This window comes from Vibrio sp. 10N.286.45.E10 (assembly GCF_002874195.2).
Lineage (GTDB): Bacteria > Pseudomonadota > Gammaproteobacteria > Enterobacterales > Vibrionaceae > Vibrio > Vibrio crassostreae.
Map to the genome: position 1 here is coordinate 644,112 of NZ_MCWD02000001.1, position 11,385 is coordinate 655,496.

Here is an 11,385-nt window from a genome sequence, read left to right on the forward strand (position 1 = left end):
TCTGTTTGTTCTTCTAATTTTATCAACATATCAATAATCAAATACTCGACCTGCCTATACACTATGTGAATAAGTTGTAAATTTAATAGGTTTGGGCGATGCCAACAAATACTCGAATTCTCGTGGTGGATGATGATCAAGAAATCCGCGAGCTGCTGGAAGAGTACCTGACAAAATCGGGTTTCGATGTCTCTTCTGTAGGAGACGGTGTTGAACTAGAAACTCACCTGCAAAACCAAGGTTACCCGGATCTGATTCTGCTTGATGTGATGCTGCCCGGTGACGATGGCTTTACCTTGTGTCAACGTGTCCGTAAGCAATCGAATGTGCCTATTATCATGCTGACTGCGGTGTCGGATGAAACCGACCAGATTATCGGGTTGGAAATTGGTGCCGATGATTATATTGCCAAGCCGTTTAGTCCACGTCAGTTAATGGCGCGTATCAAAGCGTTATTGCGCCGTGTTCAAGTGGTGGATGACAAGCCGAGTGATGCACTGCCAAAGCAGATTATTTTTGGTGATTGGACGCTTGATACGCTCGCACATCGAATTTCCCACAATGAACACTCAGAAGAGATGGACTTGTCGGGCAGTGACTTTTCTCTGTTGATGCTGTTCTTAACTCGTCCTAACGAAGTTCTCGACCGTGACACCATCTCTTTCGCTACCAGAGGCCGCGAAGCGTTGCCTTTTGAACGAGGCATTGATGTGCAGCTTAGTCGTCTGAGAAGCCGATTGGGCGACAGCGGCAAATACCCTCACTACATCAAAACCATGCGTGGCAATGGCTATATTCTCGCTGTGCCTGTTCAGTATGAGCACTGAGCATGATCTAATGTTTATTAAGTAATGCTAATGAAGTATCTCGTATGAAATGGTTAAGTCGATTAAAACCAAATTCCTTGGTCGCAAGAACCTTGTTGTTGACTCTGTTAGCGGTGGTGATTGCTCAAGGTATCGCAACCTCTATTTGGTATAGCGAATCTAAACATAAAGAACTGGAAGGGATTCGCTCAGCCTCATCTAGCATGGCGAACATGTTTGCTTCAACGGTGACTTTCTTTCAGTCTTTACCCGTCAAATATCGCCACATCGTGTTAGACCAAATTCGAAATATGGGTGGCACGCGATTTTTTGTCTCTTTCAATAAAGAGGCTTTGATTGTTGAATCGATCCCCGATACTCGCTTAAAAACCGCCTCGATTGAAGCGATAGAAAGTGTTTTGAGTAGCAAGCTCAATAAAGTGGAATCAGTCCGTGTTGACTTCTCTCGCCCTGAACATCTCCGTTTGCTTAAAAATGACATATATTTAAGCGATCTCCCGCGATCGTGGGCACATCATACTTTAACGTTGGAACCTCTTAATCCACCTATTTTGGTCGTTCAGATAGAGCTAGCCAGTCACGAATGGGTGTATATTGCCGCACTGTTACCAGCTCCCTATGTAAAACTTGATGACACCATTCTTGGTCGTGAACAGGTGATCTTCTTGCTCTCTTCAACGCTGATTCTATTGGTGTTGACCTACTTAATGATTCGCCGCCAAGTGCGCCCGCTTAAAAAGCTAGCAAGGGCAGCCAACGAAATGAGCATGGATATTCAGCAGCCTCCACTTAACGAAGAAGGTGCGACAGAACTGGTTACCGCAACCCGAGCCTTCAACCGCATGCAGCAGCGGATTCGCCGTTATGTTGCCGACCGTGAGCACCTTTTCTCTGCTATTTCTCATGATTTAAAGACACCAATAACACGTCTTAGATTGCGGGCTGAATTGTTGGAGAGTGAAGTAAAGAAAGACAAATTCAATAAAGACTTGGATGAGCTGGAGATGATGGTCAAAGGTGCATTACAAGCGGTAAGAGATACTGATCTTCACGAAAACAACGCTATTATCGACCTCAATGAGATGATGCTCTCTGTGATTGAATTGCACAACCAACATCAAACCTTGGTTGAGTTTGAGCCCACTGTGGTTGAACCGCTAGTCGCCAAACCATTAGCCATTAAACGTGTGCTAACCAACCTTATCGACAACGCTGTGAAATATGGAACATCAGCTGAGGTCGGTATCAACAGTGATTCGGTGTGGGTTATCGTGACGATTCAAGACCACGGAAAAGGTATCCCTGAAGGCAAGTTAGAGTTGGTGTTTGAACCTTACTTTAGGCTTGCCACCGACGACCAAGGACACGGTTTAGGGCTCGGGATCTGCCGAAATATCCTGCACGGACACGGTGGAGATCTCATTATTCGTAACTCCCCTCAAGGCGGCTTAGAAGCCAAAGTCTATATCCCTAGAGGCCTAGAAGTGTAATGTAACAATTGTGTTACATTGAGCTTACCTTTTGTTTCAATCTTACAAATCAGAATAAGTAGACTCTGTATTGAACCGGACGTCGAGTCCGCTAAACATGGAAGATAATAATGAAAATCAATAAAACCCTACTTACTCTATCTCTTCTTGCTGCCTCAACATTTTCTCAAGCTGGTGAAGTGGAAGTGCTCCACTGGTGGACTGCTGGTGGCGAAGCAAAATCCGCTGCGGTACTGAAAGAGATGATTGAAGAACAAGGTCATACTTGGAAAGATTTCGCTGTTGCTGGTGGCGGCGGTGAAAGTGCGATGACCGTTTTGAAAACGCGAGCAGTATCAGGTAACCCACCATCTGCTGCGCAGATCAAAGGTCATGATATTCAAGAGTGGGGTGGTTTAGGTTTTCTTACGTCTCTCGATGCAACAGCAAAACAAGAACAGTGGGATGAGTTACTGCCAGAGGTTGTGACCAAAGTGATGAAGTGGGACGGAGAATATGTGGCGGTTCCTGTCAACGTTCACCGTGTTAACTGGCTTTGGGCGAATCCTATTGTTTTAGAAAAATCAGGTGTTACCGTTCCAACCACATTAGATGAGTTCTTTGTGGCGGCAGACAAGATCAAAGCGGCTGGCTTCATTCCACTGGCTCACGGTGGTCAACCTTGGCAAGACGCGACAGTCTTCGAAGCAGTGGCACTTGATGTGCTAGGCAGTGAAGACTACAACAAAGCGTTCGTTGATCTTGATATGGACGTGTTATCTGGCGACAAAATGGTGGAAGTGTTCACCAAGTTCAAAAAGATGCGTGATTACATCGACAGCAACTCTCCGGGTCGTGATTGGAACGTAGCAACTTCGATGGTTATCAATGGCGAAGCGGCAATGCAGATCATGGGTGACTGGGCGAAAGGTGAATTTACTGCGGCAGGCAAAGTGCCGGGTAAAGACTACATCTGTGCACCAGCTCCAGGTACTGATGGCCAATTCACTTTCAACATCGATAGCTTTGCGTTCTTTGAGCTGAGTGACAAAGAGAACCAAAAAGCGCAGCAAGACCTAGCGAAAACCATTCTTACCAAAGATTTCCAAGAAGTCTTCAACCTTAACAAAGGTTCTATCCCTGTTCGTCTAGATATGGACATGTCTAAGTTTGACCAATGTGCGTTGGATTCAATGGCAACCTTCAAAGCAAGTGCGGAATCTGGCGATCTTGTTCCGAGTATGGCTCACGGCCTAGCGACAACAAGCTACGCTCAAGGTGCTATCTATGACGTAGTGACCAACTTCTTCAACGAAAAAGATGCCGATCCAAAAGAGGCGGCGGCTAAGTTAGCGAAAGCTGTGAAAGCGGCTATCTAATCTAACTTGATAAGCGACACACAACGCACGTGAGTGACGGGTTGTGTTGCTTTACCAAACCCCCAGGGTGGGTAGGCTCGTAGGGAGCCTATCTACTCTTCACTCCCAATTCTGATATGCGTGATGCTGATGTGGTGCCGAGAGGTAAGCCATTGGCTCGATTGTGCAACAAGGATAAGTTATGGAGCATGTTTTGACTGAGTCGACTCCAAAACCCACAAGGAGCCAGCCTGCACCGAAACCGAGTTTTGCTGACAGGTTACAACATTGGTTACCTAAAATGGTACTTGCGCCGACCGCGTTAGTGACCGTGGTGTGTATCTACGGCTACATTTTTTGGACGGCAGCGCTGTCGTTCACCAACTCTCGATTTCTGCCGAGCTTTAACTTCGTTGGTTTAACCCAATATGAAAAGCTGATGGACAACGATCGTTGGATCACCTCAATCACTAACCTCGGTGTGTTTGGCTTTCTTTTTATGGCGATTGCTATCTTGCTTGGTGTTGGTTTAGCGGTATTGCTTGACCAGAATATCCGCCAAGAAGGGGCGATTCGAACTATCTATCTCTACCCAATGGCGTTGTCATTCATCGTGACAGGTACGGCGTGGAAATGGATTCTTAATCCGGGTCTTGGCATTGAAAAGCTGATGCAAGACTGGGGATTTACCGACTTCAAATTTGATTGGCTAGTTGACTCGGAAATGTCGGTGTATACCTTGGTTATCGCGGCACTTTGGCAGTCTTCAGGCTTTGTGATGGCGATGTTCTTAGCGGGTCTTCGCGGCATCGATTCATCAATTATCAAAGCGGCACAAATTGATGGGGCAAGCTTACCTACTATTTATCTCAAAATCATTCTGCCTTGCTTGCGCCCTGTGGTTTTCAGTGCGGTGATCATCACCTCACACATCGCGATTAAGAGCTTCGACCTTGTGACCGCAATGACGGCGGGTGGCCCGGGTTATTCATCGGACCTTCCTGCGCTATTCATGTATGCACACTCATTTACGCGTGGACAAATCGGCCTTGGTGCTGCCAGTGCCATGATGATGCTTGCCGGCATTTTAGCGATTCTCGTGCCTTATCTTTACTCTGAACTTAGGGAGAAAAAGTCATGATGAATAACATCAATTTTGCTCGAATCTTTATCTATTCAGCACTGCTTTTCTTCTGTTTAGTGTATCTAATGCCATTGTTCGTGATGGTGCTGACCTCATTCAAAACTCTGCCTGATATCAAGGCGGGCAACCTGATGAGCTTGCCGAAAGAGTGGGTGTTCGATGCTTGGTATAAAGCGTGGGACACCGCTTGTACGGGCGTGAAATGTGAAGGCATCAAAGGCTACTTCTGGAACTCATTCCAAATGGTGATTCCAGCGGTTGCGATTTCAACACTACTCGGTGCATTCAATGGCTATGTGGTGACGAAATGGCAATTTAGAGGTTCAAACCTGTTCTTTAGTTTGTTGTTATTTGGCTGCTTCATTCCATTCCAAGTGGTGCTACTGCCAATGGCGACCATGCTTGGCAAGATGGGGTTAGCGAACACAACCATCGGCTTGGTGATTGTGCACGTTATCTACGGCATGGCATTTACAACACTGTTTTTCCGTAACTTCTATATCTCGATCCCTGATGAATTAATCAAGGCGGCAAAGCTCGATGGTGCTGGCTTCTTTACCATCTTCTTCAAGATCTTATTACCGATCTCAACGCCAATCATCATGGTGACGGTGATCTGGCAGTTCACCGCTATCTGGAATGATTTCTTGTTTGGGGTGGTCTATTCGGGCTCAGAAACTCAGCCAATCACTGTGGCATTAAATAACTTAGTCAACACCAGTACGGGCGTTAAAGAATATAACGTCGACATGGCTGCCGCGATCATCGCCGCACTGCCAACGCTGTTGGTATATGTCTTCGCAGGAAAATATTTTGTTCGTGGCCTAACGGCAGGATCAGTAAAAGGATAATTACCCATGGCAACATTAGATTTAAAACAGATCCGTAAAACCTATCGCAACGCGGACAACGAAACGTTAAAGGGCATCGACATCAGTATCGATTCGGGGGAATTTTTGATACTTGTCGGCCCTTCGGGGTGTGGAAAATCCACCCTAATGAACACCATTGCTGGGCTCGAGAATATTAGCTCGGGTGAGATTGTAATTGACGGCATAGACGTGGCGCAGGTTGAACCTAAAGATCGCGATATCGCCATGGTATTCCAATCCTACGCGCTTTACCCAAACATGACGGTACGTGGCAATATCGCTTTCGGTCTGAAGATTCGCAAGATGCCTCAGGACGAGATCGATGCTGAAGTGAATCGAGTCGCTGAAATGCTGCAAATAGAACAGTTGCTTGATCGTAAGCCATCGCAGCTTTCTGGTGGTCAGCGTCAACGTGTCGCGATGGGCCGTGCTCTAGCTCGTCGCCCTAAGCTGTATCTGTTTGATGAGCCGCTTTCGAACTTGGATGCCAAGTTACGTGTTGAGATGCGTCATCAGATTAAGCGCCTGCACCAGAAGCTCAATACCACGATCGTTTATGTAACCCATGATCAGATTGAGGCAATGACACTGGCTGATCGTATCGCAGTAATGAAAGATGGTGAGCTACAGCAGCTCGGTACGCCACAAGAGATCTACACCAAACCCAACAATATGTTCGTGGCTGGCTTTATGGGTTCACCGTCAATGAACTTTATTAAAACCATGGTGGACTTGGATGAGGAACAGAATCCGATTATTAAAGTGGTCGGCACCGCAGATCAAGAACACCATATTCGTTTGCCACAAAGTATGCGTGACCAAGATGGCAAGGAGTTGGTGATTGGGCTGCGTCCAGAACACATTACCGAACAGGAAGGTGATGATGTTTCTGCCTCGACAAAGCTGGACTTACAGCTAGAGGTATTGGAACCGACAGGGCCAGATACCATCGCAATGGTTAAAGTGAACGATCAAGAAGTCGCGTGTCGCTTGTCACCGGAGTTTGAGGTGTCGGTTGGGCAAATGGCACCGCTGCATTTTGACCTATCCAAAGCCGTATTCTTCGATGCTCAGACGGAAGCGAGAATCGATTTCTAAGTGTTACTAGCAAGTTAGTTTCACCAAACACCTCATCGTTTGATGGGGTGTTTTTGTATCAAGACAGGTTAATTGTCACATTAATGATAAAAAACTCAGTAGAGTCTATGCTTGATGGGAGATTAATTTTTATAAAAAGGATGTCTGCAATGAGAGTCCAATTACTCGTAGGAGCAATGTCACTTGCTCTTCTTTCCTCTCCTGTATCTGCTGTTGTTAATCATGATTTGAGAGACAGTTATATTGTCGTTTTAAAACAGAGTGTATCGGAATCACGGGCGAACGATATCGCGCGCGAAGTTGCCAATGGGCGTGGTGTAGTTGGTCATCAATATAGCCATGCCTTGAAAGGGTTTTCTGTTAAGGTCCCAGAGCAAGCTCTCAAAGGTCTTAAAAATAGGTTTCCCGAGATTGATTACATTGAGCCTGATATCGTCATGCATGCTTTACCGCGAGGAGGTAAACCTAATCGAGGCGGAGGTGGAGATAGTGTTGAGCGAGCTGTTCAGCAGGTTCCTTGGGGTGTAACCAGAGTCAACGGTGGTACTGTTGATATGAGTAATTCCTCATCTGTTGCGTGGGTTATAGACTCGGGTATTGACAGTAATCACCCAGATTTAAATGTAAACAAATCTCGAGGGGCAAACTTTACTCGCGGTAAGAAAAACAATACTAGCGATGGTAATGGTCACGGCACGCATGTAGCAGGAACGATTGGTGCGTATGATGACGGTTTTGATGTCGTTGGTGTTGCTCCTGGTGTACAGGTAATTCCAGTACGGGTGTTAGATAATAGCGGCAGTGGTTCAATGTCGGGCGTGATTGCAGGAGTTGATCATGTTGCTCGTTATGGTGACTCTGGTGACTGTGCCAATATGAGTTTGGGAGGAGCTGGATATTCAGCCGCCTTGGATAGCGCGATTAAAACGGCCGCTGCTCAAGGGATATTTTTCTCAATCGCAGCGGGTAATTCAGGGCAGGATGCCAGTGGGTTTACGCCAGCGAGTACCAACGGCACGAATATATTTACTATTTCCGCATTTGGTGAATCTAACGATAATTTCGCTTACTTTTCCAATTATGGCTCTGATGTAGATTACGCTCAACCTGGAGTCGATGTGTTATCGACCAAAACGGGCGGAGGAACAGTTTCTTACAATGGTACCTCAATGGCGGCTCCTCACTTTTGTGGAGTACTGTTAGCCACCGGAGGCTCATTCTCTTTGGATGGTGATGTGAATAATGATCCCGACGGGTCTCCTGACCCTATTGCAGTGAGTAATTAACTTGTTTGATAGTTTAAGTAGGTATAAAAATGCCGTTGTAGGCAATAAAAAGCGACCTGATGGGTCGTTTTTTATTGTGAATAATCATCGAGTAGACAGTTAATTATCATCAAAGCTGATATTTAGTGTGATGTGGCTATATAAAGCTGACGTAGAAACGCGTAGGATCGAGTCAACTTTAGACCAAATACTAGGTTGCACTTTGGTGCATAAACAGAAGAATACATGAAACTAACAGCAAAACCCTCAGCTAGTAACGCTTTACTTATTTCTATTACGACACCGGACTTCAAAGGTGACGAAGCAAAAGAGTCTCTTGCCGAACTTGCTCGCTTAGTAACAACCCTAGGGTTTAAAGTGGTTGGTACTCAATCGCAGCACCACAGTTCAGCTCAACGACAAAACGTGTTGGGTGCTGGTAAGCTTGCGGAAATTGCTCATCTAACTGGTTACCAAGGTTCGATTGAAGAAGCAGAAGATGAAGACTTCCTTGATGAATCAGGCCTATTTGATTCAGAAATCGACGAGCTAGATTTTGATGATCTTCCAACGGGCAATTTCCAATACGGCGCTGCTGATGTTGTGGTCTTTGACTGTGATTTAAGCCCATCTCAACTGCGCACTGTTGAGGCGAGTTTGGGTGTGGAAGTATTTGACCGTACTGGCATCATCATCGAAATCTTCAGCCGTCACGCTCGTACTCGTACTGCTCGCCTGCAAGTTGATATCGCTCGTCTAAACTACTTAGTGCCACGACTTCGTGAAACGGCTGAGGGTGATAAAGAGCGTCAAATGGGTCAGGGCGCCGGTGAAACTTCACTAGAGCTAGACCGTCGTAACGTACGTGACCAAATTGCTGCGCTTAAGCGTGAACTAGTCAGCGTACAAGATGAAATGAAGACCCGACGCACAAGGCGCGCGGAGCTTTTCACTGTTGCTTTAGTTGGCTACACCAATGCCGGTAAATCTTCGATGATGCGTGCAATGACCGCAACCGAAGTGGTGGGTGAAGATAAACTGTTCGCAACGCTAGACACCACGGTTCGTGCGCTTCAGCCAATCACTCAACCGCGTATTCTGGTTTCAGATACAGTGGGTTTCATCAAGAAATTGCCACACGATCTGGTTGCTTCGTTCCACTCAACGCTAGCAGAAGCGCATGATGCTTCGTTGCTGCTTTATGTCGTTGATGCTTCTGACGTTTCATTCCGCGCACAACTTGATGTAGTGCACGACGTATTAGCTCAAGTGGGCGTTGAAGGCAGCGAAAAACTATTAGTGCTGAATAAGTGCGATAGATTGACTGAAGAGCAGCAATTAGAGCTGATCGAAGAATTCCCAGATGCGATGCTAACGTCAACTCGTGATCCTCTGGATATCACCAAACTGCACAAGTACATCGTTGGTGTTGCTGAAGAAGGCATGATCGAAGAAGAGATCACGATTCCTTATTCTGGCCAAGGCATCATCGGTGAGATTCGCTCAAACATGAGTGTGGTTAAAGAAGAGTACGATTACGAGTGTATTAAGTTGACTGTTCGCTCTAGTGAAATTGACTTAGCTCGACTGAAAAAGCGTATGCAGAAATCTTAATCTCTTAGCTAGTTTAAGAAGAATAACCAGAAGAAAAGCGACCCGTTAAGGTCGCTTTTTTTATTCGTTGAGCTTAATTACGCTGTATTGAAATGCCTAGGCCATTCTTTGCGTCGGCTTCCAGCGTGCTAGCTCTGGATCAAGCTTGATACCTTGCGAAGTCAGCAGGTTAACACGAGCTAAGTAGGCTGCGCCGTGCATTAGGTGTTTTGCTAGGTCGACTGCATTACGCTGCTGGTAATCATCTAGGTAGCTGTCTTTCGCCCATGCGTTGAATGCGCCAAGTGCAGGGCCAGCCCATACTTGGTAATCCATCTCACGACCTTGTTCGCCGGTGTTTGACCAACGGCTAGAAAGGCCCAAGTACCAACGGAAAATCAACGCCATCTTACGCTTCGGGTTGCCTTCAGCGCGTTCGATCTGTTTAGGATCGCGCTCGTTAAAGTGCGCCACAGTCCCTGCCCAAATGTCATCCAGTGTTGAACGGAATACTTGCTTCTCAAGCTTCAGACGCTCTTCTACTGGAATCGCTTCAATCGAGTCATAACGTGTGTATAACTCATACAGTTTGTTGGCACGCATTGGGAACAAGGTGCCACGCTTAACCACTTGCAGTTTCACGCCCATTTCGAACATGTCTGCTGCCGGAGCCATAGTCACGTCAGCCATTTCGGTTGTCGAAAGCAGCTTACGTGTGTGTTCGCTCGCGCCAGCCTCAACACACGCTTGGTTGATTGAACCGGTAACAATGTAAGCAGCACCCATGTTAAACGTCGCTAGAGCAGCGTCAGGCGTACCTACGCCACCACCACAACCGACACGTAGCGGAGTTTTGAATTGGTACTGTGCTTGGATTTGCTCTTTCAGTGCAAGAATCGTTGGCAGTAGCGTAACCAGTGGACGGTTATCGGTGTGACCACCAGAATCTGCTTCTGCGGTAATGTCATCAGCCATAGGAACCAGCTGCGCCAGTTCCATCTGTTCTGCTGTGATTCGACCTTCATCAACTAGAGCTTGCAGCATTTTAGCTGGAGCTGGTTGCATGAACTTACTCGCGACTTCAGTACGGCTTACCTTAGCAATAACCTTGTTTCCAATCTGAATCTCACCTTGTGCATCACGGCTAAGGCCAGCGGCACGGTAGTGAACGATTTGCGGAGTTAAACCTAAGAAGGCTGAAGCCTCAACGGTTTTCACTTTGTGCTTCAAAAACAGCTCTACACTGCCGCGCTCTAGAGCGGGTTCGCTTGGGCTGTGAATCAGGTTAAACGCATAAGGACCGTTTGGCAGTGCTGCTTGAATACGGTTGATCGCTTGCTCAACGCGAGACGGGATTAAGCCCGCCGCGCCAAATGAACAAAGAATGCCTGCCTGGCCAAGCGCTATCACCAACTCTTCTGATGAGATACCGTTTGCCATTGCACCTGCGTAGTAAGCGTATTTTACGCCGTGGCAGCGACGAAAATCTTCGTCGCCTAGGCTTTGAGTACCAAGAGCCGGAGCAAATGCGCTAACAGGTTGGCTGTTAGCAGAGCTTGCTGAATTGCCTGATGTAATCTCTGCTTGTTGGCTAACGCCTAAGCCTTTTTCTGGGTGGTTCACGACGTAACAAGCAAGGCTTAGATCTTTCAAGATTGTCGACATTGCCGCGCTATCGAAACGCGTTGTGTTCTCTTCGATCTGCCAAGGCCACGGAGATAGCTTTTCGTTATTGATAGTAGTTTGAGTTGTCATACTA

At 46.6% G+C, this 11,385-nt stretch carries 9 protein-coding genes; 8 read left to right on the forward strand and 1 reads right to left on the reverse strand.

The window, feature by feature from the left end; all coding sequences use genetic code 11:
- The first annotated feature begins 98 nt into the window (after positions 1 to 98).
- The 8 genes from BCU34_RS02825 (at position 99) to hflX (ending at position 9,647) form a co-directional block, all read left to right on the forward strand.
- On the forward strand, positions 99 to 827 hold the full coding sequence (locus tag BCU34_RS02825) for a response regulator (RefSeq protein ID WP_048661490.1): 729 nt from the start codon (positions 99 to 101) through the stop codon (positions 825 to 827).
- 44 nt (positions 828 to 871) lie between these two features.
- The gene (locus BCU34_RS02830) at positions 872 to 2,317 is read left to right on the forward strand and encodes an ATP-binding protein (RefSeq protein ID WP_048661489.1); all 1,446 of its coding nucleotides are present in this window, start codon (positions 872 to 874) and stop codon (positions 2,315 to 2,317) included.
- Positions 2,318 to 2,427: 110 nt separating this feature from the next.
- A complete protein-coding gene (locus tag BCU34_RS02835) occupies positions 2,428 to 3,675 on the forward strand; it encodes an ABC transporter substrate-binding protein (protein WP_102480878.1) in 1,248 nt (415 codons plus the stop codon).
- Positions 3,676 to 3,856: 181 nt separating this feature from the next.
- Positions 3,857 to 4,795 carry a carbohydrate ABC transporter permease gene (locus BCU34_RS02840; RefSeq protein WP_102480879.1) on the forward strand — a complete coding sequence of 313 codons (939 nt, stop codon included), beginning with the start codon at positions 3,857 to 3,859 and terminating at the stop codon, positions 4,793 to 4,795.
- Positions 4,792 to 5,649 (forward strand): carbohydrate ABC transporter permease, encoded by an 858-nt coding sequence (locus tag BCU34_RS02845; protein ID WP_048613124.1) that lies wholly within the window; start codon positions 4,792 to 4,794, stop codon positions 5,647 to 5,649. The genes BCU34_RS02840 and BCU34_RS02845 overlap by 4 nt, the downstream gene beginning before the upstream one ends.
- A gap of 6 nt (positions 5,650 to 5,655) precedes the next feature.
- A complete protein-coding gene (locus BCU34_RS02850) occupies positions 5,656 to 6,768 on the forward strand; it encodes an ABC transporter ATP-binding protein (protein WP_048613122.1) in 1,113 nt (370 codons plus the stop codon).
- Positions 6,769 to 6,908: 140 nt separating this feature from the next.
- Positions 6,909 to 8,054: a S8 family serine peptidase gene (locus tag BCU34_RS02855; protein ID WP_048616112.1), complete on the forward strand. Its 1,146-nt coding sequence runs from the start codon at positions 6,909 to 6,911 to the stop codon at positions 8,052 to 8,054.
- Positions 8,055 to 8,279: 225 nt separating this feature from the next.
- Entirely contained in the window at positions 8,280 to 9,647 is a 1,368-nt protein-coding gene (hflX, locus tag BCU34_RS02860) for a GTPase HflX (RefSeq protein WP_017056924.1), read from the forward strand.
- Positions 9,648 to 9,743: 96 nt separating this feature from the next.
- Here hflX and pfaD read toward each other — a convergent pair whose 3' ends face one another.
- On the reverse strand, positions 9,744 to 11,381 hold the full coding sequence (gene pfaD, locus BCU34_RS02865) for an eicosapentaenoate synthase subunit PfaD (protein ID WP_102480880.1): 1,638 nt from the start codon (positions 11,379 to 11,381) through the stop codon (positions 9,744 to 9,746).
- Between the last annotated feature and the right edge of the window lie 4 nt (positions 11,382 to 11,385).